The sequence below is a fragment of the Pseudomonadota bacterium genome, from assembly GCA_030860485.1.
Lineage (GTDB): Bacteria > Pseudomonadota > Gammaproteobacteria > JACCXJ01 > JACCXJ01 > JACCXJ01.
Genome location: JALZID010000046.1, coordinates 1 through 22750, shown reverse-complemented (window position 1 = coordinate 22750; position 22750 = coordinate 1). Strand labels below are relative to the sequence as shown.

Genomic DNA, 22750 nt, shown 5'->3' with positions numbered 1-22750 from the left:
CTGCTCACGTCCCGAAGCGTTTCGACATGAGTGCCGTTCATTCGCCAGTCCTGGCCCGCGCCGCGACCGCGCCGGCAACTTCCGGCGTCGCGAAATCGCTCTCGTTGTACTGGTGCCCCAGCTTCTGCAGCTCTCGCTTCGCCGCGTGCGCGAAATGCGCCATGGCGATGGCCCCTCCGGGTTCGTAGGCAAGCGACGCCGCGCTCACGCACACGTTCATGATCGAGCCGCCCGATACGCGCAGTCGCCTCGCGAGCACCGGCAGGTCGACGTCGTCGGTGAGGCGGATCTCTTTCGGCAGCGAGCTGCGCCAGATCTCCAGCCGCTGTAGATACTCCGGCATCGGAAACTCGATGCCGAAACGGATGCGCCGGAGAAAGGCATCGTCCATGTTGGTCTTCAGGTTGGTGGCGAGGATCGTGACGCCCAGCCGCTCCTCCATCTTTTGTAGCAAATAGGCGATTTCGATGTTTGCGTAACGGTCGTGTGCGTCTTTGATGGCAGAGCGTTTACCGAACAGCGCGTCCGCTTCGTCGAAGAAGAGCATCGCGTTGGCATCTTCGGCCTGCTGGAAGATCCGATCCAGGTTCTTCTCCGTTTCCCCGATGTACTTGCTCACCACGCGCGAGAGGTCGATTTTGTAGAGGTCCAGCCCGAGCTCGCGCGCGAGGATGCCGGCGGCCATCGTCTTGCCGGTGCCGCTTGGTCCGGAGAACAGCGCGGTGATTCCCCGGCCGTACGGCAGTCACGACTGGAAGTTCCAGTCCTGGAGCACGCCGCTCGCGTTGCGAATGGCCGTCTCGAGCTCGCTCAGTTGACTGCGCTGCTTCACTGGCAGAATCAAGTCGTCCCATCCGAACCCCGTCGTGACTTGACGCGCGAGGCTTCCCAGGCGATGGCTGCACTGCTCGCGACAACCCCAGTACAGATCGGGTAGCGTCAGCCATGGATGCTCCGATTTCTCCCATAGCGCTCGCGTCTGCGCCGCGGCGACCGCGTCGTGGATCTGGCCCGGTGAAAGACGGAACCTGCCTGCCAGCTCAGCAGCGGCCCGTTCAGGACCACCCACCTCCGGGGCCAGCACCGCGTCGCTCAGCTCCTCGATCCAGGTACGCCGCGCCTCGGCGGCCTCCGGCAGATCGAGAGGGAGGCTCTGGAATACCCCGTCCCCAAACAGGCTCTCCGGCGACCACGGACGCTGCCCGACCACGAAAGTCACCGGCAAGAACATCCGCAACATCTGTACGATCGCCCGCAATCCATGCGCCGAGGGCGCGTCATCCTCCAGTAGCGGATCGAGGTTTTCGAGGCACAGGGCCGTCGGCTGCAACGTGGATTCACGGGCAAGCACAAGCAGGATTCTTCGAACGCTGCCGCCGGCAACGTGGCGAGGCGACCAGCATCCACCCGCAGGAGACGCAGCCCGCGCCGCTGGCAGATGGCCGCAACCAGCGATCTCCGCCCTGTGCCATGGCGTCCGTGAACATGGAGGACGAGGCGCGGCGGCGCGCCAGGTGCCCGACGCTGGACTTCGGCGACGAGCTGGACGAGGCGGTCCACCGTCCGGCTGGCAGGCGGCACGCGCAGAGCCTCTGGCTCCCATGGGCCGATGACGGCGAACTCCTCCAGCTGCGATCCGAGGTCGTCGAGACCTAGCAGGAATCGCGAGATTCTGTCGTCCAGCTCGATTCGCCGACCGAACGGCGTTGCCGGTTCGCCCGCGTCTCGCGGCCCGAACCGAAGCAGATTCCAGCGCCGCAGGGGTCGAGAGGTGTCGAACACGCGAGCGGCGCCCCACCGCTCGGCCTCGCCAAGGTCCTCGAACAGTCGGAGGAAGAGCTCCAACGACGGCTGCTTTCTCGTCACGTCGTCCTGGAGAAGCGCGTAGGCCTTCCCATACTTGTTGCGGTCAATCTCGAGAGCCAGAGTGGCGGCGATGCAGAATTGTTCGAACGGTCCAAGATTGAACCGCTCAATCAAGCGGACTAATGGTGGCGCGTCCGGCCTTCCCAATGTGGCGGCCATTCGTTTCGCGGTCCATTCCTGCAGCCGCAGGCGCCTTCGCCGGAGATCCCCACTCTGCCGCTGGCTCGCGGCAGGACGGCTCCCTTGCAACAGTGCTCGCACCTCGTCCGGTGATATTGCCAGCCCCTGTAAGCGTTGCGCGCTGTCGTCCCAGATCGTGGACAAGGCGTCGACCTCGGCGAGCAGCGCGAGATCCAGACAACGGAGCTGGTCGTCCAGGCAGTCGGCGTTGGATGTATACGGATTGGTGGCTGCTGCGCCGCGCTCTGCGTCAGCCGGCCGAACGAGCTCGACGACCTTGCTTTCTTTCGTGGCATCGAGAATTGCGGTGCGAATCACCGACATGAGTTGAGCCGCTCCGGCGTTTGCGATACATACCGCCGCTTCGCGTCCCTCCCGAGCCAGACCGACGACGACGGGCGGATCCGGATCGGAGAACAGTTCCCGGCACACCTCGGGCAGTTCCTCCGGCCGCACGTCACAGATCAGAACATCGGGCCTCTGGTCGGCAACCGCATCCTTGAAGCTGGCATCCTTGAAGCTGGCATCCTTGAAGTTGGCATCCTTGAAGTTGGCATCCTTGAAGTTGGGCTGCCGCACCTGGCCGACAAGCTCCATGTCGGGCTGCTGATCGGTGATCTGCGCGAGGATGTCGCGCAGCATGGCCGATTGCACTTCGCCGACCGCTACTCGGATCCGGGTCATAACCTGCTTGCGTGCGCCGCGTCGGTGCAGCGTGGTCTCCGACGAGAACTACATTCGGCGTGATTGTCGCGAAGACAGGGCAGCGGAGGAATCCACCGATGGACTCAATTCCGATCTAGCAACGGTTCCTAGGCCCGAATGAACCCGAACTAGTTCGTATGGTGGTATGAGGGACTAGTCCTCCGGAGGGGCAGAGGCCCCTGGCGGGTGGACTCGCGCGAGGGAAAGCAATGCTTGGAACCATGCCTATCCGGTTCGCGCGCAACCGCACTACCCATAGTGGTTACGGCTTGGCCGGGGCCCACCGGATGAAACCCAGTGGCCACCGTACAGGCATCGTAGGTGGCCCCGCGATGCGAGTGCTTCGGGCTGGCCGCCCAGCAGGTAAATTTCGTCCTTCACCAGGACGGCTTACCACTCGGGACCGTGCAACTGGTGGCGCTCACCCTGCCCTTCCTGGCGGGTTGCGCGTCATCGTGGAGCAGCCGGACAATGTGTCTTTCCACCGGGGGGTCACGAAATGCCCTGCTCGACCATTATCACGGGATCTTTTTGCTCATAGCGACATCGCTCCCGCTGGGCGGTTGCGCGACGTTTCGGACCTTATCGACGTTCGATCCGGAGCGCCCCAAGATCTACAGCGGAACGAGACTGGATTTGAACGTCACGGTGGGCGACGAGAGCTGGCCTCGGAAATTCGGGCTAGAGCCGCCCCGGTATCCGGTCATCGACCTCCCTTTCAGCTTTGTCTTGGATACGGTCATGCTTCCCGCCACGATAAACGCCGAAATCTTCCATTAGCATTAGCATTTGTTTCATCGCGAGCCCCCCGAATCGGCCCGGTAAAGCGCGGTTGAGCGGGCGCCCACCCGGGAAACCGGGGTCAACTGCCGGGTTTCGTTCCTCCGTGACGCCTGTTCAGACGACGGCCGTCGCTGACTTCGCGTCTGTGGCCGCGGTGCCGCGCTGCGAAAAACCGCGGCGTGGCGCAGACCTGGCGCCGACGAACGGCGCCGGAAACGCGTCGGGACAACGATCGGCCAGTCCCATGGTGGTCAGGCGGGGTGAGCGCTCAACGCCAGTTCATGGTCCACCCGAGTGGACTCGGCACCGTCGTCGCTCCTCGCACCCGATCGGCGCCCGGGCGCTTTCACGGCTTCGGGCAGCGACCCGGCGCGGGCGCTACGCTGGACGCACAGCGCACATGCTCGGCGGCGGCCCTGGCGTCGCGAAGCGGCGGAGGGACGTCGGTTGGAGCGCCTTGTTGGGTGCTATTTCTGACCTGCGGTTGTCGCTTCGTAGGCGACCACGAGCATGCCGCCGATGAAGATGACCACCGCAATCACTACGGCCCAAACCATTAGAGGTCCTCCAACTGTGCAATGCGGCGAAAAGCTGCGTGCCAATTTAATAATGAAAGGCACCCACGATGCCGGCGGTAATGCACGCAACGGCGATGACAGCCAACACTACCAACACAGCGTCAGCGGAACGGAAGTTTTGCGCCAACCAAGCGATTAGCGATACGTCAACGGCAACCAGTGCAGCAAATACGATCTTGAGCCAGCCAAGAAGTTCTTTGATGCGTTCTGCCTGCGACATGGGCCGATTGTAGCCTGTTGCTGCGTGTAGGCCCAACGCCCCATCCAGCCCCGCCACCACACGCTGCGCTTGGCAGAAGCGGTTGAGCTCGGCCTGGGCGGCCCCGGGGTAGAGCCCGGGATGCCGAAGAAGTGGAGGGACATGGTCAGGGCTGTCGAACCGGACGCAGCCACTCGTGCAGCTTGCGCTTGACGCGCTCCAGCCCCGCCTGGTTCCGAGGCGGGTCGAGACACCCGCGCGCCTCCGGGCGGACCCCCGTCGGCTTCTACCAGGCGGGCTTCCCACTCGATACTACGCAAACCGGTGACGCTCACCCTGCCCTTCCTGGCGGGGTTGCGCGTCACCGTGGAGCAGCCGGACAATGTGTGTTTCCACCGGGGGTCGCGAGATGCGCTGCTCGACCGTTGTCACGGTGATCTACTTGCTCATAGCCACATTGCTCCCGCTGGGCGGTTGCGCGACGTTTCGGACCTTATCGACGTTCGATCCGGAGCGCCCCATGATCTACAGCGGAACGAGACTGGATTGGAACGTCACGGTGGGGGACGAGAGCTGGCCACGGAAATTCGGGCTAGAGCCACCCCGGTATCCGGTCATCGACCTCCCTTTCAGCTTTGTCTTGGATACCGTCATGCTTCCCGCCACGATAAACGCCGAAATCTTCCATTAGTTTTTATCGCGAGCACCGGGATCGGCCCGGCAAGCGCGTAGGAACCGGAGCGCAGCCCCGGGAAACCCAGGTCGCATGCCGGGGTTCGTTCCTCGACCCCGCCTACATCGATCCCGCCCCATCTGCGCCGCCCGCGGCGACCGGCCCGAAAAGCGCGCGGAAGAGCCGCCGGGTACGGGGCCGGGCGAAGCGCTCCCAGCACGCGTCGAACGTTGCCCGGTGGGCCTGCTCCTCCTCCCACAGCACGGCTTCGAGCATCTTGATGGCCACGCCGGTCTCGTCGGGGGCCTGGTCTTCTAGTGCAAGCGCATCGCCGAAATGCCGCAAGAGCCGGCGCTGGACATCCCGGTCCACGATCGCCCCGAGACAGTCTTGCAGGTGTTTCAGCTCCCCGACCACCTGCCGCACCGTAGCGGGCCGGTACAGCGCCTGAAAGGCCTCGAGGAGATAACGGAGCTTCTTGCCGGTCTTGCGGACCTCGTGCAGGGCCTCGACGGGCGTGTCCTCCAGGACCGCGAAGCCTTGGCTCAGGAGGGCGTGGTAGGCGCGCCAGATCGTCCGGCTCGCGAGCTCCACGGCTCGGCCGGCCCCGGGCCCATTCTGTACCCGGCGCCTGGCGGCCCGTGCCAGCCAGGCCGGGTAATCGCGCTTGAAGCCCCGGTAGCGTTCCGAGGTGAGTCCCTCGACCAGCCGCCCGTGCTCGACCCGCCGTTGTCGGCCCAGATAGGCGCGCAAGGGATCGAGACGCGGGCGCCACAGCGACGGCAGTCGTGCCGTGTGCTCGTCCAGATCGCCGAGAAACACGTCGAGATCGCGCTTGGGACCGGTGATCTTGCCGAGCCAGGCGAGGTCCGAGCGCGCCTTTTCGTGCTCGCGCTCGGGAAACACCTCGCGCAGGCGATTCAGGACCGACCGCGAGGAGCGCGTCGCGACGCGAAAATCGTGCAGGAACTCGATATCGAGATCGGCGACGACGCCGCTCTCGTTAGCGTCCAGGGTACGGAAATAGGCCCCGAGGACCCGGGCCACCGCTGCGGTCCCGACCATCGTCGGCTCGAGCGCCACCTTGGGCCTCGAGAGATCCGCCGGTGCCGGGTCGGCGCTTGCCGCGAGCGCGGCCTCGAACGGGTCGCGGGTGGGGTCCTCGACTCCCTCATGGCCCTCGATGAGCGCCTCGACCCGCTCGCGCAGCTTGCGCGGCCCATCGCCCTCGTCATCGAGTCGCACCCAGCACCCCAGCGCCTGGTCTTCGACGCGGGCGCCGTTTCGCAGCCGCGCCTCGTCGAGCTCGATCACGAACCCCACCTGGCCTTGTTTATCGAGCACCGAGAGCGGCGTGACGCGGGAGCGCACGCGCGCCACCGGGAGCAGCACGCGCGGGCTCGCGAGCGCCGCCAGCGTTTCCCGCAGGGTCCCTTCGGGTAGGTTCCTGGCGAAGCGCGGAGGCGCCGCGATGGCCTGGGTCGCGAGCGCCCGGCCGTTGCCCAGCGCTCGCAGGACCAGGCTGCGCTCGCCGCCCCGCTCGATCAGCTCCAGCACCCGTCCGGCGCGGTACAAGCGCCGATCGGGGGTGTCGTAATAGGTGCGGGACAGGGCATGGAGCCGCGCCGGGCGCACGCCGACCGCGGCCCGGAGCGCCGCGCGCAGCGCCGCCAGGGCGCCCTTGTCCGCGACGCTGTAACAGGAGAGCTCTCTGGCCATATCGGGGGGATCGTGCGTGCGGCGCACGGTACCGGATAAGCGCTTGAAAGTATAACGCGTCGTCGAAGCCGCGGCGCGCGGCGCCCCGATCAGGGGGCGCCATGCCAGAACAACCCGTAGAGACTCAGGAAGATCTCGGCGACGATCAAGATCACGATGTACCACTCGACGCGTAGCGAGCGCCGCGACTGCAGGAGATCGAGCACGGTCTCGACGGTCTGGCCGATGACCTCCAGCTTGCGGTGCAGCGCCAGCTGGCGTTCCTTCAGCTCGAACTCGTCCTCGAGCCGGAGGTAGAGGCGCTCGAGATCGGGCCGTTCCCACAAGGCATCGGGCTTCTCCCCGACCTCGACCCGCCCGACCATGCGATGCATGACCAGGAGGTTGCGACCGGTATGCCGGATCAGCTCCCCGGCGCGGAACCCGACTCCGCCGCTGCGCTCCAGGCGCGCGGCCAGGGGCTCGATGCGGTCGAAGGTGCCGGCCACGCGACGCTCGTACTCGGCCAGCACCACGCTCTTGGCGAGCACATCGGCGATGATCTGCAGGCGTTGCAGGCCCACGTCCTGGATGTAGAGCTGATCGCGCTCGAAGCCCTCTTTTGGCGTCGGGCGAGATGTGGAGGTCCAGGGTCTCGATCTCGGGCTCGGGCAGGGGATCGGCAAGGAGCGACTTCACGTGCTCGAGGAACGCAACCTCCTGCAGCGGCGGGACATCGAAGAGCACGGCGGCGCCGTAGCGAAACAAGACCACGCACCCGTGGTCCGCGATGGGCAGGGTAAGCGGCTGGGCGGCGAGCTGCTCGGCGTTCCGAAGCGGCTTCAGGTCCAAGCGCTCGCCTAACAGGAGGGCGCGGGCGCGGATCGCGGTCTTGTTATCGAAGAGCGGCATGTGCCCGTGCAGAGGGAGACCCGGCGATGGTGGCGTCCGAACCGCCGGCACCGCCTGCGCGATGAGCCGCGCAAACGACGACCGACGGGAGTGGCGAAACGATGGACTAGTCTACCCGAAGGCGCGGACATGGCCGAGAGTCCCGCCGGCCCGCGGGGCTTTGCGGAGCGCGCCACGAGTAACGGCGGAATGGGCGATGCACCCCTCGCCGCCGAAATCGAGGCCTCCAGGGTCGCCCTCTGCAGCTCCTCGTGCAAGACGCCGGTACGGTTCTGGATGACCACATCGCTCGGCCCGGGGACCGGGTACGCCGCCACCGGGACGCCCGCGGCCATTGGGCCGGCCTTGAGACAATAACGCCGCACGACGTGCCCGATCGGTCCCTCGGTGGGATATGGACCGCCCGGGGCGCAAACTCGGGCAAGCGCTCCGCGACCACCCGCCGGGGGCGATGGCGAGCGGATGGGCACGGGACCGTACGGAACAGCCCCGTGATGCCGCCCTGGGCTCGCGGGTTGGCTTTCGAAGTCGGGTTATTGTGTTACCTATCCTTCTATGGTATGGATTGGCGGGCCCCGTAGAATCGCAACTAACGAAAGCCCAAAATGTTAGCTCAAACCATGATAAGCCGCTACGGCAGGAAATAATGAGGCACGGAATGGTAGACAAAAATAACCGCGGCACCCTAGCATTGGCCGTCAGCGGTGGGGGGGCTAGGGGCGCGTATCAGGTGGGGTTTCTGCAGTGGCTCGCCGAGCATTACCCCGATCTCGAAATCCCGATCTTGACGGGGGTCTCGGCCGGGGCGATCAACACGGCCTACCTGGCCAATCACCAAGGGACGTTTCGCGAGAAGGTCAAAGGCCTAGCGGCGGTCTGGGAAACGCTTACCCTAGATCGGGTTTTTCGAGTCGACGCCGGCTCTATTGCAGGTCACGTCGCCCGTTGGAGCGTGCGCCTGCTCATGGGGAGGGCTTCGCATGTCATGGAGACCCGTAGCCTGGTCGACGCCTCTCCGTTGCAGGCTTTATTGGAGCAAGTATTGAAACCGGTATCGGGTGCGCTGGCCGGTATTCACGAGAATCTGTTAGAGCGCCGCCTACGTGCGGTCGCCATTACGACATCGAATTATTCTACGGGCCAGTCGGTAACCTGGGTCCAGGGGATAAATCTGGTGCCCTGGACACGCGCCCACCGTAAAGCCATCCCCTGTACGCTGTGCTTAGATCACATATTAGCCTCTGCCTCTCTACCGCTTTTCTTCCCGGCGGTGAATATCGGCGGATGCTGGTATGGTGATGGCGGGATCAGAATGACCGCACCGCTGTCGCCGGCTGTGCACCTGGGCGCCGATCGCATCTTGGCGATCTCGACCAAATATGCACCGTCCAGCGAGGAAGCCGATTGCCCGAATATCAACGGCTATCCACCTCCCGTGCAAGTGCTGGGCGCCCTGTATAATGCGCTCTTCCTCGATGTTTTTGATTACGATGCCTTGCGTATCGAACGCATCAACTTTCTGGTGAAGCAGGTACCGCTCGACAAGCGGGGTGGTTTGCGTTGTGTGGACCTATTGCTGCTGAGGCCCTCACGCGATCTGGGCAAGCTCGCGAACGCATATGAGCTCGAGCTTCCGAGCCCCTTCCGTTTCATGACCCGAGGTTTGGGCACGCAAGAGACCCGATCGAACGACATCTTGAGCGTATTGATGTTTCAGCCAGACTACCTGCGAAGGTTGCTGGACTTAGGCTACGCGGATGCAGGAGCGCGGCGCGAGGAAATCGCCGCGTTCTTTGCGAAAGGCCCGCTGTGCCCGGATCCGGAAGACGGTGCGATGTAGTCGCTCCTGGCGTATCGTTATTCGATGGGAAGGTGGCAAGCAAGCGTTTCGACTTGGGTTCTGACGCTGGACAGGGCTTGCCATAAAAGATCTGCTTTTCATTTCTCGAACATGAGCGCCAGATAGGCGAGAAACAGGAGTAGATGCACCGCCCCGAGTAAGACGTTGGTTCGTTCAAGGGCGAAGGTCAGCATGTTCACCGCCAAGGTCAATAACAACAAGGTCGTATCGACGGCATCGAGGATGATCGTTCTGTCGTAAGGAAGCCGATGGTGAGGACCGCCGGGATCGTCAGGCTGATGCTCGACAGCGCGGTGCCCAGCGAGAGATTAATGGAGCGCTGAAGCTGATTAGCCAGCGCGGCCCGGATGGCGGCCAGGGATTCGGGAGACAGTATGAGCACCGCCACGAGCAGACCCCCGAGCGCGGCAGGCGCACCCAAAACGCGGATGCCGTAGTCAATCGGCACCGCGATCCGTTTAGCCAGGACAACAATTGGGACGACATACGCCAGCAGCAGCAGGCTATGATAGCCGACCGACTGAACCTCGAGCCTGCCATGCATGCCCGCACCTTGGCGATCCATCGTAGCTGCCGCGGCGCTGGGCGAAACAAAATAGTCGCGATGGCGCATGGTCTGGATCGCGAGGAAAACGCCGTACAGAGCCACCGACATAAAGATGAGAAACACGGACTGGAGTGGCGAGAGGGTGGGTCCCGGAGACGACACGGTGAACCTCGGCAACACCAGTCCGAGCACCGACAAGGGCAGGATCACGGCCAGAAAAGCGTTCGCCCCGGTAGAGGTTGTACGTCTGCTCGTGGTAGCGCAACCCGCCGAACAGCAGGCTGGTGCCCACCAGCCCGTTCAGTACGATCATCACGATTGCGAGCATGGTGTCGCGCGCCAGCGAAGATCCCCCTTCGCCCGCGTACATCACCGCCGCGATCATCATCATCTCCATGCCGCTCATGGAGAGCGTCAGCACGAGCGTACCGAAAGGCTCACCGAGCCGCACGGCGCACCACGGCGAACGCCGAAACCAGAATCGCAGCGAAGAGCCATCCCAGCAGGAAGGCGAACCAGACAGGATTGGAGAGATCGGCCAGCCACCCGTTCCCGAACACGAGAAAGAGCGCCGTAGTGGCGATGCTCACCGGAAGCTGCCATTCGGTCCGCAACCTAGAAATTAGCATGTCGGGGGATGGGAGGTCCTGAACGGACCAAGGAAAACAAGGAGTTAGGTCGGTATAGGGAGGTCAGAGGGGATGATAATAACGGCATAATAACGGCGGGGCGTGAAGGTCAGGGGGGTGTGGGCCGTGTCGGGTGCTGTCGGGAGGGGATCAACCGGGGCGTGCTGGCGGGCAAAAACATGGGGCCGGGTTCCACCAGCCCCATCTTCGGACGGGGTCAACCCCCGTCCCCATACCATACCCTGCCCGAGTCGCCGGCGCCTAGTCAGGTGAATAGCCAGAGGTAGGCGACGCCGCCCACGAGAAAGCCCACCGTCTTTAGGAGCAGCCCGATGTGTTCCTCTACCCGCTTCAATCGTTCTTCGACGCGCCGCAAGCGGTCCTCTGTATTTTCTAAATTCACCATCTCCTCCTCCCATTTTTTCGTTTCTTAAAAAAAAGCAAAAGCCGCGCGGCCGCACCGCTACGCGGTATCCCCGCAAACCCTCCCCCACCTAAACCGACCTCACCCCGCCCGACCATTCTACCGCGCAAAGCCCCGACTATCACCCCCCATTTTGGGAGGGCTCGGCCGGCTCATGCCCGATCATCTCCGGGCTGGGCTGGGCCTTGTTCAACAAGCGGGTAAGCAGGGCAAGCTCGGCGTCAGTCAGTCGCGTTAGGCCCGGCGGACTTCTCATTCCACCACCGAAAATGAGCTTGAGTCGAGTCTCGCGCTAATAACGCGAACGGTTGGCACCCAGTCCTTCACTATTTCCTCAATTTGAGTTCGTTCAACGCTGCACCGAACTCCAAGCACGACGTCCGTGAGAGCGAGATCCTCGGAAAACGGAACAAAAGCCAATCCCGACTCTTGGTCCTTTTCCACAATTGAAGCGTAAATACGAACTTCGTCCTCGTACCGCCAGTGTTCAAACTTGGTTGCGAGCAGCGTTAGCATGTCTTGGGGCTTCCAGCCTTGCACATCACTGACACTGTGAACCAATCGGCTGCTGACGTACTTGACTGGTATGCCCTGTGGCTCACCAGCAACTTCCTGAACCTCAAAGCCCAAGGCAATACCTTTGTGTTTGTCGGCGTAGTGGCTCCAGAGAACCGGATTCGCCCAACTTCGACTGAAGCACAAAACGCCATTTTGTTGTCCCAGACTCTTCCGAGTCCTGATCAACGTTTCTTGCAACATCGGATCGGTAGTATCGAGACTAAGGAACTCAAAAGGGTCATTGAGGTCCTCCAGGAAAGATATTTTGAGGCGCTTTCTAACAAAATCATCGAGAGCCCATTTGGCAGGTAGCAAATGAAACAGACGCATGTTGTCCGCTTAACTAGAAGTAGACCCCCAGTGTGCCGGACTGAGACCAGCGCACTACCCCCCTCCTTGTACGACTGTCCTGGGATCGGCCAAGGGGTACACACGGCGGACCTCCCGCGCCGGATCGTCGAATTCGTCATCGCTCAGTCTACTGAGGTGGGGCTTGCCGTCCGTCGCGATGCGGATCTTGCGCAGCACCGCCATGGGCCCGTCCGGCGGGAGCCCCCCCCCAAGAGGGTGGCGCCCGAACCGCCGGCACCGCCTGCGCGATGAGCCGCGCAAACGACGAGCGACGGGGACTGGCGAAACGAAGGGCTAGTCTACCCGAAGGGCCCCGACGTGGCCGAGGGTCCCGCCGGCTCGATCAGGGTCGCGAACGCCTCCGCGGAGCGCCGCCACGAGTAACGGCGGGCGTGGGCGATGCACCCCTCGCCACCGAGCCTGAGGGCCTCCAGGGTCGCCCTCTGCAGGTCCTCGTGCAAGACGCCGGTGCGGTTCTGGATGACCACATCGCTCGGCCCGGGGACCGGGTAGGCCGCTACCGGGACGCCCGAAGCCATGGCCTCCAGCAACACTAGGCCGAAGGTATCGGTGCGGCTCGGGAACACGAACACATCGGCGGCGGCCAGGTAGGCAGCGAGGTCCTCGCCATGCCGGTACCCGACGAAGCGCGCCTCGGGATAACGATGGGCGAGCGCTTCTCGGGCCGGCCCGTCTCCAACCACGAACTTGCTGCCCGGCAGATCCAGGGACAGGAACGCCTCCAGGTTCTTTTCGATGGCGATCCTTCCGACGTACATGGCGATGGGGCGAGGGGCGTCCAGAAAGCCTTTCTCGCGCGGATGGAACAGTCCGGTGTCGACGCCCCGCACCCATACCACCACGTTGCGGAACCCGTGCGCCACCAGCCGTTCCCGGAACGATACGGTCGGCACCAGGGTCGAGCACGCGCTCCCGTGGAAATGCCGCAGGTACGCATAGGTCCAATCGACCGGCACCGGCCAGCGCAGCCGCAGGTATTCCGGGAACTGGGTATGGTAGGAGCTGGTGAAGCGCAGGCCGGCCTTGAGACAATAACGGCGCACGGCGTGCCCGATCGGCCCCTCGGTGGCGATATGGACCGCGTGGGGCGCGAAGCCGCGCAAGTGCTCGGCGACCACCCGCCGGGGGGCGATGGCGAGCCGGATGGAGGGGTAGCTCGGACAGGGAACGGTACGGCAGAGCCCCGGGTTCAGGACCAGGACCTCGAAGCCAAGCGCCCCGAGCTCGGCCGCCGTGCGTTCGAGGGTGGTGACGACCCCGTTGACCTGGGGGTGCCAGGCATCGGTCGCGATGGCGATGCGTGTCGGGGTCAAACCCTTGGGATCAGGCCGCGGCCTGCACCTGTTTGAGCGAGTGACACGCGTCGGACCAGTGGATGAGCTCGAGCGTCCCGTCATGAAGCTCGACGAGCGCCGTGCAGCTCTCCACCCAGTCCCCGCTGTTGCAATACAGAATCCCGTTCAGGTGGGTGATCTCGACGAGATAGCGCGCAGCGCGTCGAGAGCAGGAAGTCGAGGAGGAACTCCGCCGGCAGCCGGAGAAGCCGAGGTGGACGTCCGAGATCCAAACGGTGCGGTAATAGGCCGGCCGATCCGTCGCGTGCAGCGTCTTCATGCCCGTAGCCCTGTCCCAATGGAGGGGCAGGCTAGCGCCGCTTCGTGTCAGGATGATGAAACGACGTGATGCCGCCTGGGCCAGCCACGGCTTGGCTTGCGAAGTCGGGTTGTGTTCCCTATCCTTCGTCGAGGGCGCGCAGCTTCACGGCGGCAGGCTAGCTCGCGTTTTTCACCACTCCCCGTCGCAAGGCCGCCGAGGCATCGTTTGGGGTGTCTCACGCACCGGCAACCCGCTATTGGAAAACCACGGGATACCCTCGGCGGCGATGCTGGAAGTGGTCTTCGGCGCAGTCGTGCTCCCAGGACCCGTATGCTTGACAGCTCACGAGCCCAGCACTACTCTATCTCTTGAGGGCGTTTAAAATTCCTATTCTCCGGGGGAAGGCCAGCAACCCATCTCCACAAACCGTTTGCTCGCACACGTCGCTGGCGAGAAAACAGATGCCAAAATAGAAGGGGAGGTACCTATGCACGGTCTGTTTCGTCTGGTCCTGTCCCTGGCTGTGTTCATCCTTCTAGGAGCCAACAGCCCAGTGCACGCAGCCGACCGGCCGGTTGCAGGCGGTCCAGGCGGCGGTTCTTTCAGGGACGAGTGTCCCCCCGACTCATTTCTTGTCGGCTTCGCTCTAAGGACCGGTGCATTCGTGGATGCGATAGCCCCGCTGTGTGCTCCCTACCTCCCAAAAGGCGTGATGGGGGATCGGCAGCAGTCCAAGCAAGGCCTTCACGGCGGTGGAGGCGGTGGCGGCTCGCAACAGGGCTTCTGCCCGAACAATCATTAAGTCGCGGGAATTAGATTTGGCTGGACACGAAAGGGAAACGATCCTGAATACGTCGAGTACATCGAGTTGTTCTGCTCGTTAATCGCAAATCCGCAACACTGGCGAGACATGACAAGGGTGTGCATGCAAACCGGAGACGGCTGCTGGGACTCGCACCCCAATCCCCCTCCAGCAGAATTCAACAGATTTGGCCCTTGGCCTCCATTGGCGAGTTTTTGCGACGACGGCGAAGCAGCGGTCGGCATTCACGGCCGCTCCGGCGCGTTCGTCGATGCGCTTGGTTTGATCTGTGGCCCGAAGCCTAAACCAATAAAGGTGATTGGCCAGAAGCCTAAACCAATAAAGGTGATTGGACGCGCTTTCGCGACCGCGCAAAACGACGTTGATGTCTACAACAGCCCAGTCGAGCCGCGTAAAGTTATCGGCATGATGAGGGCTAAAACCAAGGCTACGATCGTAGGCCGACATCAAGATGGCTGGTGCCAGCTCCGGGGGGTGGCTAACGACGGCGGGGACGGCTGGGTCCCTCAGGATCATCTTGGCATTAATTGTCGCCCCTAAACTCTCGGCGCCAGCGGCAGATTGGGACCGCCGAGAATGGCAGGACAAGTATCGCTACGGGACAAAGTATCCGGACTCGGACGATGCTGGGATTACGCTCGCGTTGCCGCCGAAGATACATGACCGCCCGGCGAGCGATGCAAGATTTTGAATGATGCGATCAACATCGGTTTTGCGCGCGCTGCACAAGTCGATTATGGCGCGATCCTCGTCAGTTCCGCCTTGGGAGAATATTGTACTGAGGGCACTTTTGATCTAGGACAAACGGCTCATGAAGCGCGATCAGCGATGCGCTAGGGTGTTTGTCTTCATGTCTTGGATCGAAAGGGGAGCAACATGGACCTCGATCATTGGCTATTGTCGGTATGGCTTCTCCAGCGCACGGCGCAGATCAAAGTGGGAATGACAAAGCAGGAAGTCGTTTCCGTTCTCGGTAATCCCAATCGCTTCCAGTGCAGCGGGGGGTACGAGACGTTGCGCTACACTAGTCGTCGCAGCGGACGGGCACGGGAGAAAACAGGCTTCTCCGTGATTCTCAAAGATGGGCGCGTCGTGAAATACGGGGCTCATTACAGTAAAGGCGTCGCGGTCCTGACGTAAATAGGCTCGTGCTATTCAAGTTCGCGGCTTCACTTTCCCGCCACAGGTAGAGAGTCGGTGCCTCGTTCGTTCCCAATGCCGCGCGTTTCCCTCGTCCATCGCTCTTAGCAAACGCTGTAGCAGGTCGGCTCGATCGCTCGGCACTAGATGACTGATAGGCGCAGTGTCCGCGCCCGCATGGTATGCCTCCAGGGCTTCGCAGTCCTCGGGAAGCTCCGCGATGACGGTCTTTACTTCCGCTTCCTCGATTTCGTCTCTATGTGGTTTGCGCGATTGCGGCGGTTGTTCCCACCAAGGCTTTTTCTTCTGACGGCGCGGCGTACTGTATACATGTACAGTACTACCGACGTGAAAAGATTGAGTGCGATCTGACGCCAGGACTTGAGAGTCGCTCGAGCTGCCCGGAGGCGATCTGGCAAGCCGCGAAGTGGTGGCACAAGTACTATGAAAAGCAGAATCGGGAGTGTCTCACCGGCGCGTATTCCATCGGACACAAACTGGATTAGGTGGCATGAGAGAAAAGTTTGGAACAACCATTCATCGACTCGACGGCGTTTCGTCCACCAATGAGGTTTGCTCGAGAGCCGGCAGCAGCGGGCGCGAGCGAGGGGACATGCGTGCTGCGCGAGCAGAGGCCGGGGCCCAGGCACCAGGGCCGGTCGTGGCCTTCGCCACCCGGCAAAAGACTTTTGGGTGCCAGGATCGGTCGCGATGGCGACGCGTGTCGGGGTCAAACCCTTGGGATCAGGCCGCGGCCTGCACCTGCTTGAGCGAGTGACAGGCGTCGGACCAGTGGATCAGCTCGAGCGTCCCGTCATGAAGCTCGACGAGCGCCGTGCAGCTCTCCACCCAATCCCCGCTGTTGCAATACAGAACCCCGTTCACGTGAGTGATCTCGGCGCGATGGATGTGGCCGCAGATGAGCCCATCGACCCGCTGGCGGGCCGCCTCATAGGCCACCGCCGACTCGAAGCTCGACATGTACTGCACGGCAGTCTTGACCTTGTGTTTCATGAAGGCCGCGAGCGACCAGTACCCGAACCCGAAGCGCCTGCGCACCTGGTTCACCACCCCGTTCAGGCGCAGGAGCCAGTCGTAGGCCTTGGTCCCGAGCAGCGCCACGGCCTTCGAGCACTGCACCACGGTGTCGAACTCATCGCCGTGCGTCACCAGGAAACGCCGGCCGTCGGCCGTGGTGTGGATCACGCGGTTCTGGATCGAGAGGTTGCCGAAGGACAGACCCACGTGGTCCCGGAACACCTCGTCGTGGTTGCCGGGTACATACACGACGCGCGTGCCGTGCTTGGCCTTGCCGAGCAGCGTGCGCACCACGTTGTTGTGCTCCTGGGGCCAATAGAGCCGCTTTTTCATGCACCAGACATCGATGATGTCGCCGACCAGATAGAGCTGATCGCAGCGCGTCGAGTGCAGGAAGTCGAGGAGGAAGTCCGCCTTGCAGCCCGAGAAGCCGAGGTGGACGTCCGAGATCCAGACCGTGCGGTAATAGGCCAGCCGACTCGTCGCGTGTAGCGTCTTCATGCTCGTAGCCCCCTGTCCCAATGGAGGGGTAGGCTAGCGCCCGTTCGTGTCAGGATGATGAAACGACATGATGCCGCCCTGGGCAGTCGCGGGTTGGGCTTGCGAAGACGGGTTGTGTTACCTACCCTTCGTCGAGGGGCCGTTCTCGGTTGACAACTCCCGTTGAAATTCCTACCCTTATCCTAAGGATCCCAGCGCACCCGATGGGGACCGAATGACCGACTTCCGCCTGCTGACCGATCCGTCGCCTGAAGCCACCCTGCCACGCCCCGTCACGCGCCGGCAGTTCATCAAGCAAAGTACGCTGCTCGCCATAAGCGCGGGGATCGGCGCCCACATTCCGTTCGGGCGATTCTTGCCGGAGGGACTGATCCCGGTGGCGCTCGCCCAGACGCCGGATCTCCAGCTTTATGGGAAGCATGCCGGGCTCATGGTGCTTGGGGACTCGCCCTTCGTCGCTGAGACACCGGCGCATCTGCTCGATGACGATGTCACGCCGGTGGAGTATACGCAACAACGGGCTGCCGCCGGCCCAGGACACGATTGACCCCGCAAAATGGACGCTCCTGATCGACGGGGAGTCGGTGAAGAACCCGACGCAGCTCGCCCTAGACGCTCTGAAGGGCAAGTTCAGGGCGGTGACCCAGCACCTCGCGCTGGAATGCGCGGGCAATGGCCGCAGCGAGTTCTTCCCGCCCGCGAAGGGCAGCCCTTGGACCACCGGCGGCGTAGGCTTTCCGGAGTGGACTGGCGTTCGATTGGGCGATGTGCTCCGGGCCGCCGGCATCAGGGACGATGCCAAGTACATCGGCTACTATGGGAAGGACACCCACTTGAGCGGCGACTTGACGAAGCCGGTCATCTCCCGGGGTGTGCCGATTTCCCGGGCGCTCGAGGACGGGGCGCTCATTGCCTGGGCCATGAACGGGAAGGATCTCCCCTGGGTGCACGGTTATCCCCTGCGGCTCGTCGTAGGCGGTGCGCCCGGCTCGGCCTCTGGCAAGTGGCTGAGGCGCATTGCGATCCGCAATCAGGTGCACGATGGCCCAAAGATGGGAAGACACGATTACCGGCTGCCGTGCGAACCGCTGGCTCCGGGCGAGCCCTCGGACAATTACTGCGTGCTGGAGCAGATGCCGGTCAAGTCGCTCGTGACCTTCCCGCAATCCGGAGCCAAGCACCAGTTGGGCAAGGCTCTGACCGTGCGCGGTCAGGCGTGGACCAGTACCAAGAACGTGTCCGCGGTCCACCTGTCCATCGATTTCGGCCAGACTTGGATGCCCACCAAGCTCGCCCGTGCGCGAAACCGATACGGCCCGCAGCGCTTCGCCACCGCGATCGGCTTCCCCAAGAAGGGCTACTACGAGATCTGGGCGCGGGCGACCGATGATGAGGGCCGGGCGCAACCCATGGTGGTGCCGGGCTGGAATGCAGGTGGCTACGGCAGCAACGCCTGTCACCGCATCGCGGTGCGCATCGTGTGAAGGGCCCCGCCATGGCCACAACACCGGCCTATGCCTGGGCGGCGGGGATGTTCCTCGCCGCAGCCGCGCTGGCGCAGGATACCAACACCGATGCGGACACCGGGCTTGTCATCGACGAGGGCTTTGCTCTCGTGAAGGGCCAGTGCACGGGCTGTCATTCGGCCAAACTGATTACGCACAGCGGGAAGATGCGCGAAGGCTGGATCGATAGCATCCGTTGGATGCAGAGAAACCAAGGGTTGGGAGCCCTGGGTCGACCGAGGAGCCGATCGTGAGCTATCTCGCCAAGCACTACTCAGTGCCCAAGACCGCTCCCTGGCGCCGCCCACCTTTGCCAGGGCACCTGATGCCCAAGTAAGTAGACAGTTCCGGGGATCCGGGCCCGAGTGGCGCGCTCATCAAAGGGGAGCGAAGATGAGGCCCGGGCGGCCATCAAGGAGATGATCGTGCTGTGTTAGTACGCATGGGGCTTCGCCCCCGCATCGAGGCCGGCGATGGACGGCGCGCATCTATCCAGACACAGGGACGTGACTTCCCGATCGGATCCGGCGCTCGCCCCGAATGATATGACAAGACAGGCAATAGTCGCAAACCGAACGACAATGCTAGAGACAGGTCGGATTGATTTGTCGAAGGCCAAAATTAAACCCAGTCCGGGCGAAGGCGCATGACGACAACGAGATGGATTGTCCTGGCGATTGTGGCGATGCTCGCTGCCGCTGCGGCCGTTTTTTATTACAAGCAAAGTCAGCAACCACCGCAGACCGCGACCCCTCCGCCACCCGAGCCGGCAGCGCCGGCGCCAGAAACCGCCCAACCGGAGGTCCAATACCCCGTTCCGACGATCGAAGCGCCGGAGGAGGCGCCGCCGCTGCCCGCGCTGCACGAGAGCGACGAGGCCGTGCGGGACGCTATGGAGAAAAGCTTCGGCAAGGCACCCGTTGAGGCCTTTCTTGTCCCGACAGAGATCATTCGACATTTGGTCGCGACGATTGACAGCTTGGATCGCGGCCCCGTGCCGCTACACTTCCGCCCCATGAAGCATGTCCCTGGGCTGCCGACGGTCAACGCCAAGGACGGCAAAATCATCTTGAGTCCGGATAACACGAAGCGCTATGAGCCTTATATCTCGGCACTGCGAGCCATAGATGCTAAACAGTTCGCGGATTTGTACCTGCGATACTACCCGCTCTTTCAGAATGCCTACGAAGACCTGGGCTATCCGGGCCGCTACTTCAACGACCGCCTGATCCAGATCATCGACCATTTGTTGGAAACGCCCGACATCAGCGAGCCCATCGAGCTCATCTGGCCAAAGGTGCTCTACCAGTTCGCCGATCCAGAATTGGAAAAACGTTCCTGGGGCCAGAAAACGCTGATCCGAATAGGACCCGCGAACGCAGCGGCGGTCAAGGCAAAGTTGCGCGAGATTCGGGCGTCGATTGCCATCAAGGCTGATAAGTCGTGAATGCTCAGCCTCCTGGGCCGGCCGAGCATCGCGAACAGCGCTGTCGATCTGGCCCCTTTTTGTCTTTGATCGCCTGGGGGTCTTTGAGATTGACACGCCGGTGGCCGCGCGCATGACGCAAGAGGCGCAGGAAAGGGCGCATCGCCTAGCTCCCCTTCCTGCAGCGGCTCGGCGACCCCGCGGAGCCGCATCCCGCTTCTCCACGTGTGTGAGAACCCCATGCTGAACGGGGCGGTCATCCGGCCGGATGGGAGGCTCCGGATGCCCGCGCCTAGTGAGCCCCGGCCCATGGCTTGGCCCGGGGCGGGGAGTGATGTCATACTCTGACCGAGCGGCTTGCGCGGCGCGGGTGCCGCTGAGCCCTGCCGGCTCCATAATCGAGGGGACACTACACCATGAACCATCGCCTGCTCGCCGCCCTTGCGGCGCTCCTCGTCACGGCGGCCTGTGGCAAGGAAGGGGTCGTCATCGAGATGCACCGGATCGACAAGGACGGGATCGGCGCGGTGATCGGCACGGTCACGGCCGCGGACAGCGCCGGGGGTCTGGAGCTGCGGCCCGCGCTCGGCGAGCTGCCGCCCGGTCCGCACGGCTTCCATGTGCACGAAAATCCGAGCTGCGAGCCCGGCGAGAAGGACGGGAACATCCAGGCCGGCCTCTCGGCGGGGGGACATCATGACCCCGCGGGCACAGGACGCCACGAGGGACCGCAGGGCAGCGGGCATCTGGGCGATCTGCCGTTGCTCACGGTGGACGAGGGCGGAAAGGCGACGGCCCCGGTCGTGGCTCCGAGGCTCAAGCTAGGCGATCTCACGGGCCGCGCGCTCATGATCCATGCCGGAGGCGACAACTATTCCGACCAGCCGGAGACGCTCGGCGGTGGCGGAGCGCGCATCGCTTGTGGGGTCATCCCGTAGGGGCAGATACCCGCCCGATCCGCCGTGGACCAGGCCCGCCGGGGCTCTACTGAGCGAAGGATAGGAGCTTCAATTGCTTGAGCTATCCACTCATACGGTTGGAGTTCCTATCCTTCCATGGACTCCATAGAGTTGTGCGTAAAACTTTACTCAAAAAAGGATGCGTTTCTTATGCAATGTCCAAAATGCGATAATCATATATCTCCATTTAAGGTGTGGCTCATAAGTCGCTGGGCGCCCCTAAAGTGCGACAAGTGCGGGACGTTTTTGAATAGGCAAATCGATCGCCAGTTCTTCATTATTGCTGTTTTGTTTTTTACTGGACTATTTCTCTTTGCCGGTTCGTTTATCTGGCTGCTGGTCTGGCTATTGGTAGTGATGCTTATTGATGCATATACGATTCGACTAGTTGCTGTAGACAGGCAAGGCAGGGCTTAGGCAGCGTCGCGCGTGCCGGACTCAGATAAATTCGAGCGCATATGGATAACACGAACAGAAAACCTGACGTTGGCGCGGTCATGAATGACCCGTGGGACTTCTTCGCGTCTCCGATGGACGTCGTTAACGACGTCCGCTTCACGCAAGAAGAGAAACAGAAGATTCTCGAGTCTTGGGCCCTCGATGCCCAGCTCCTGTCGCAAGCGGAGGCCGAGAACATGCCGGGCAAGGAGCGGCCGCGGCTGCAGGATGTCAAGCTGGCGCTGTTGGAGCTGCAGAAGTAGAGCCCTCACCCCCACCCTCTCCCGCAAGCGGGAGAGGCGGAAGACCAGTAAGGATTCGCATGCTTTCTCGCGTGTTGATTGCCCTCGTCCTCGCGAGCGTGGTGGTCGGAACTGGCACGGGGCAGCCGAGGCCCGTCAGGTCATCGAGCCGGGCAGGAAGATGGTGAAGACGTTGATTCGATATCGTTAGTTTAGAGGACGATAAGATGTATACATACACCATAAAAACTGACGCATTGGCCGTCGAGATCGAGGCACCAACCATCGACGCGGCGGCCGTTACGTTCGGCCGTTCGGCCGGCCTGAGCGGCAACAACTGCCGAGAAATCCTGGAGTCGGTTTCCGGGGTTGTCGGTGCGTGGATGTGGATAGAATCTGATGATGCCCCGGACGGCGACAGGCGCGGTGGCAGTAGCCCCGAGGTACTACAGGAATACCTCGCCGACGTCGCTGCGCGGGAGGCGGCTGAGAACCAGCCCCGTTTGGAAATCGTCTCCCGTGTCCAGGCGGACACGGATTACACCATCGCTTACATCGACGGCAAGCCCGTCGCCATCGTCGAGGAGCGCGACGGCGGTTACTACGGATTTGTCGAGGACGGTCATTATGTCGAGAACCCTCACGAGCAGCGCTGGTGGTACGTCGAGGACGGTAAGTGGCGCCACGCCTTAGCTCAGCGCGACGCCATCATCGATATCAAGGAGGGCTACACCCTCCGCGAGATCAACGACGGTAGTCAAGAGGTCTACGACGGTGACCTCGAAGAGGCGTTCGCCGAGCGCCAGGGTGCCGCTGCCCCCGGCAAACGCTAACGCGAGGAGGGGGAGCCCACCCGCCGGATCCGCATGACCACGCACCGGCCCATAGGCCGCCGCGCCGCCGGCCGCTTGCGGGGTCCTACCGTGGCTGGGCGGGGAACGGCGCGCGACTCGGCGCTCTTCCCTATCTCTTATGGGCACCTCTAAAAATTGTCTTTGTCACGGCGAATTGTGGTTTACAGCGAGTCATGGCTAAGGGATAATGTGCAGGTAGCGAGACACTGAAGAGCGGAGTCGATGACGATGCATGGCCAGCCT

Annotated in this window: 20 protein-coding genes and 4 pseudogenes; 11 read left to right on the top strand and 13 right to left on the bottom strand. The window is 62.8% G+C overall.

The window, feature by feature from the left end; all coding sequences use genetic code 11:
- Window positions 1-37: 37 nt before the first annotated feature.
- Genes M3461_02350 through M3461_02340 form a run of 3 tightly spaced genes read right to left on the bottom strand, consistent with a single transcriptional unit; the run spans window position 38 to window position 2730 of the window.
- The gene (locus tag M3461_02350; protein MDQ3773284.1) at window positions 38-685 is read right to left on the bottom strand and encodes an ATP-binding protein; all 648 of its coding nucleotides are present in this window, start codon (window positions 683-685) and stop codon (window positions 38-40) included.
- A 60-nt stretch (window positions 686-745) separates the two neighbouring features.
- Window positions 746-1240, bottom strand: coding sequence for a hypothetical protein (locus tag M3461_02345; protein ID MDQ3773283.1), 495 nt, complete (start codon window positions 1238-1240; stop codon window positions 746-748).
- Window positions 1216-2730, bottom strand: a complete 1515-nt coding sequence (locus M3461_02340) for a pentapeptide repeat-containing protein (GenBank protein ID MDQ3773282.1) — start codon at window positions 2728-2730, stop codon at window positions 1216-1218. Before M3461_02340 ends, M3461_02345 begins: the two co-directional genes overlap by 25 nt.
- Window positions 2731-3072: 342 nt before the next feature.
- Between M3461_02340 and M3461_02335 the strand changes: the two genes are divergently transcribed.
- Window positions 3073-3531 carry a YceK/YidQ family lipoprotein gene (locus M3461_02335; GenBank protein ID MDQ3773281.1) on the top strand — a complete coding sequence of 153 codons (459 nt, stop codon included), beginning with the start codon at window positions 3073-3075 and terminating at the stop codon, window positions 3529-3531.
- Window positions 3532-4137: 606 nt separating this feature from the next.
- Here the strand turns inward: M3461_02335 and M3461_02330 are convergent.
- The gene (locus tag M3461_02330) at window positions 4138-4332 is read right to left on the bottom strand and encodes a hypothetical protein (GenBank protein MDQ3773280.1); all 195 of its coding nucleotides are present in this window, start codon (window positions 4330-4332) and stop codon (window positions 4138-4140) included.
- A 388-nt stretch (window positions 4333-4720) separates the two neighbouring features.
- Between M3461_02330 and M3461_02325 the strand changes: the two genes are divergently transcribed.
- On the top strand, window positions 4721-5002 hold the full coding sequence (locus M3461_02325) for a YceK/YidQ family lipoprotein (GenBank protein ID MDQ3773279.1): 282 nt from the start codon (window positions 4721-4723) through the stop codon (window positions 5000-5002).
- 102 nt (window positions 5003-5104) lie between these two features.
- Here M3461_02325 and M3461_02320 read toward each other — a convergent pair whose 3' ends face one another.
- Complete coding sequence (locus M3461_02320; GenBank protein MDQ3773278.1) at window positions 5105-6703, bottom strand: CHAD domain-containing protein; 1599 nt, start codon at window positions 6701-6703, stop codon at window positions 5105-5107.
- Between the two features lie 89 nt (window positions 6704-6792).
- On the bottom strand, window positions 6793-7266 hold the full coding sequence (locus tag M3461_02315) for an RMD1 family protein (GenBank protein ID MDQ3773277.1): 474 nt from the start codon (window positions 7264-7266) through the stop codon (window positions 6793-6795).
- 55 nt (window positions 7267-7321) lie between these two features.
- Here M3461_02315 and M3461_02310 point away from each other — a divergent pair, with 55 nt between their 5' ends.
- The gene (locus M3461_02310; protein ID MDQ3773276.1) at window positions 7322-7546 is read left to right on the top strand and encodes a hypothetical protein; all 225 of its coding nucleotides are present in this window, start codon (window positions 7322-7324) and stop codon (window positions 7544-7546) included.
- A 275-nt stretch (window positions 7547-7821) separates the two neighbouring features.
- Here the strand turns inward: M3461_02310 and M3461_02305 are convergent.
- A pseudogene (locus tag M3461_02305) lies at window positions 7822-7944 on the bottom strand (glycosyltransferase family 1 protein).
- A 308-nt stretch (window positions 7945-8252) separates the two neighbouring features.
- On the opposite strand from M3461_02305, the gene M3461_02300 reads away from it, so the two are divergent.
- Entirely contained in the window at window positions 8253-9434 is a 1182-nt protein-coding gene (locus M3461_02300; GenBank protein ID MDQ3773275.1) for a patatin-like phospholipase family protein, read from the top strand.
- Window positions 9435-9532: 98 nt separating this feature from the next.
- On the opposite strand, the pseudogene M3461_02295 reads toward M3461_02300, so the two are convergent.
- From M3461_02295 to M3461_02275, 5 genes and pseudogenes are all read right to left on the bottom strand, one after another.
- Window positions 9533-10631: pseudogene (locus M3461_02295) on the bottom strand (calcium:proton antiporter).
- A 265-nt stretch (window positions 10632-10896) separates the two neighbouring features.
- Window positions 10897-11037, bottom strand: a complete 141-nt coding sequence (locus tag M3461_02290; protein MDQ3773274.1) for a hypothetical protein — start codon at window positions 11035-11037, stop codon at window positions 10897-10899.
- Window positions 11038-11307: 270 nt separating this feature from the next.
- A complete protein-coding gene (locus M3461_02285) occupies window positions 11308-11943 on the bottom strand; it encodes a DUF2971 domain-containing protein (GenBank protein ID MDQ3773273.1) in 636 nt (211 codons plus the stop codon).
- A 320-nt stretch (window positions 11944-12263) separates the two neighbouring features.
- Window positions 12264-13298 carry a glycosyltransferase family 1 protein gene (locus M3461_02280; protein ID MDQ3773272.1) on the bottom strand — a complete coding sequence of 345 codons (1035 nt, stop codon included), beginning with the start codon at window positions 13296-13298 and terminating at the stop codon, window positions 12264-12266.
- A 10-nt stretch (window positions 13299-13308) separates the two neighbouring features.
- Window positions 13309-13461: pseudogene (locus M3461_02275) on the bottom strand (UDP-2,3-diacylglucosamine diphosphatase).
- A 1819-nt stretch (window positions 13462-15280) separates the two neighbouring features.
- Between M3461_02275 and M3461_02270 the strand changes: the two are divergent.
- Complete coding sequence (locus M3461_02270) at window positions 15281-15544, top strand: outer membrane protein assembly factor BamE (protein ID MDQ3773271.1); 264 nt, start codon at window positions 15281-15283, stop codon at window positions 15542-15544.
- 744 nt (window positions 15545-16288) lie between these two features.
- On the opposite strand, the gene M3461_02265 is transcribed toward M3461_02270, so the two are convergent.
- Window positions 16289-17083, bottom strand: coding sequence for a UDP-2,3-diacylglucosamine diphosphatase (locus M3461_02265; GenBank protein MDQ3773270.1), 795 nt, complete (start codon window positions 17081-17083; stop codon window positions 16289-16291).
- 214 nt (window positions 17084-17297) lie between these two features.
- On the opposite strand from M3461_02265, the pseudogene M3461_02260 reads away from it, so the two are divergent.
- From M3461_02260 to M3461_02235, 6 genes and pseudogenes are all read left to right on the top strand, one after another.
- Window positions 17298-18567: pseudogene (locus tag M3461_02260) on the top strand (sulfite oxidase).
- Window positions 18568-18578: 11 nt separating this feature from the next.
- Window positions 18579-18842, top strand: coding sequence for a hypothetical protein (locus M3461_02255; protein MDQ3773269.1), 264 nt, complete (start codon window positions 18579-18581; stop codon window positions 18840-18842).
- 431 nt (window positions 18843-19273) lie between these two features.
- Entirely contained in the window at window positions 19274-20035 is a 762-nt protein-coding gene (locus tag M3461_02250) for a DUF3014 domain-containing protein (GenBank protein ID MDQ3773268.1), read from the top strand.
- Window positions 20036-20430: 395 nt separating this feature from the next.
- Window positions 20431-20952 (top strand): superoxide dismutase [Cu-Zn] SodC, encoded by a 522-nt coding sequence (gene sodC, locus M3461_02245; GenBank protein MDQ3773267.1) that lies wholly within the window; start codon window positions 20431-20433, stop codon window positions 20950-20952.
- A 518-nt stretch (window positions 20953-21470) separates the two neighbouring features.
- On the top strand, window positions 21471-21674 hold the full coding sequence (locus tag M3461_02240; GenBank protein MDQ3773266.1) for a hypothetical protein: 204 nt from the start codon (window positions 21471-21473) through the stop codon (window positions 21672-21674).
- A 206-nt stretch (window positions 21675-21880) separates the two neighbouring features.
- A complete protein-coding gene (locus M3461_02235; GenBank protein MDQ3773265.1) occupies window positions 21881-22486 on the top strand; it encodes a hypothetical protein in 606 nt (201 codons plus the stop codon).
- The last annotated feature ends 264 nt before the right edge of the window (window positions 22487-22750 follow it).

Coding starts and splice junctions, on each gene's coding strand:
- M3461_02350 (MDQ3773284.1), bottom strand. CDS start 685: ATGGCCGCCGGCATCCTCGCGCGCGAGCTCGGGCTGGACCTCTACAAA.
- M3461_02345 (MDQ3773283.1), bottom strand. CDS start 1,240: ATGTTGCGGATGTTCTTGCCGGTGACTTTCGTGGTCGGGCAGCGTCCG.
- M3461_02340 (MDQ3773282.1), bottom strand. CDS start 2,730: ATGACCCGGATCCGAGTAGCGGTCGGCGAAGTGCAATCGGCCATGCTG.
- M3461_02330 (MDQ3773280.1), bottom strand. CDS start 4,332: ATGTCGCAGGCAGAACGCATCAAAGAACTTCTTGGCTGGCTCAAGATC.
- M3461_02325 (MDQ3773279.1), top strand. CDS start 4,721: ATGCGCTGCTCGACCGTTGTCACGGTGATCTACTTGCTCATAGCCACA.
- M3461_02320 (MDQ3773278.1), bottom strand. CDS start 6,703: ATGGCCAGAGAGCTCTCCTGTTACAGCGTCGCGGACAAGGGCGCCCTG.
- M3461_02300 (MDQ3773275.1), top strand. CDS start 8,253: ATGGTAGACAAAAATAACCGCGGCACCCTAGCATTGGCCGTCAGCGGT.
- M3461_02290 (MDQ3773274.1), bottom strand. CDS start 11,037: ATGGTGAATTTAGAAAATACAGAGGACCGCTTGCGGCGCGTCGAAGAA.
- M3461_02285 (MDQ3773273.1), bottom strand. CDS start 11,943: ATGCGTCTGTTTCATTTGCTACCTGCCAAATGGGCTCTCGATGATTTT.
- M3461_02270 (MDQ3773271.1), top strand. CDS start 15,281: ATGGACCTCGATCATTGGCTATTGTCGGTATGGCTTCTCCAGCGCACG.
- M3461_02265 (MDQ3773270.1), bottom strand. CDS start 17,083: ATGAAGACGCTACACGCGACGAGTCGGCTGGCCTATTACCGCACGGTC.
- M3461_02255 (MDQ3773269.1), top strand. CDS start 18,579: ATGGCCACAACACCGGCCTATGCCTGGGCGGCGGGGATGTTCCTCGCC.
- M3461_02250 (MDQ3773268.1), top strand. CDS start 19,274: ATGCTCGCTGCCGCTGCGGCCGTTTTTTATTACAAGCAAAGTCAGCAA.
- sodC (MDQ3773267.1), top strand. CDS start 20,431: ATGAACCATCGCCTGCTCGCCGCCCTTGCGGCGCTCCTCGTCACGGCG.
- M3461_02240 (MDQ3773266.1), top strand. CDS start 21,471: ATGAATGACCCGTGGGACTTCTTCGCGTCTCCGATGGACGTCGTTAAC.
- M3461_02235 (MDQ3773265.1), top strand. CDS start 21,881: ATGTATACATACACCATAAAAACTGACGCATTGGCCGTCGAGATCGAG.